Source organism: Deinococcus alpinitundrae (assembly GCF_009982895.1).
GTDB lineage: Bacteria > Deinococcota > Deinococci > Deinococcales > Deinococcaceae > Deinococcus > Deinococcus alpinitundrae.
In genome coordinates, this window is sequence record NZ_WXZL01000209.1 from 1 (window position 1) to 278 (window position 278).

The window sequence follows — 278 nt, forward strand, 5'->3', positions numbered from 1 at the left end:
TATTGATCTCGGCTGAAGTGAACGACGGTAGAATGATTGGATGACTGACCGTTGGCTCCCATCGCACCTCACCCGAGCTCAACTCGAAGAACGTCGCCTGCGCTTTCTCCAACTGCTCGAGACTCAAACGCACACCACCCAGGAACTCGCTGAGTTCCTGGGTGTTTCGGTGAGTACCGTCCGCGACTGGAAATATCGCCTCCGTCACCGTGGCCCAGATGCGCTCCAGGCCACCGTCACGACGGGCCGACCGCCTGCGCTGTCCGGGGAGCAGCGTG

Annotated in this window: 1 protein-coding gene; it reads left to right on the top strand. The window is 60.8% G+C overall.

Annotated features, from left to right (window positions below; all coding sequences use genetic code 11):
* Window positions 1-40 precede the first annotated feature (40 nt).
* Window positions 41-278: helix-turn-helix domain-containing protein (locus GUI70_RS23070; RefSeq protein ID WP_161884558.1), on the top strand; the 238-nt coding region annotated here is incomplete at its 3' end.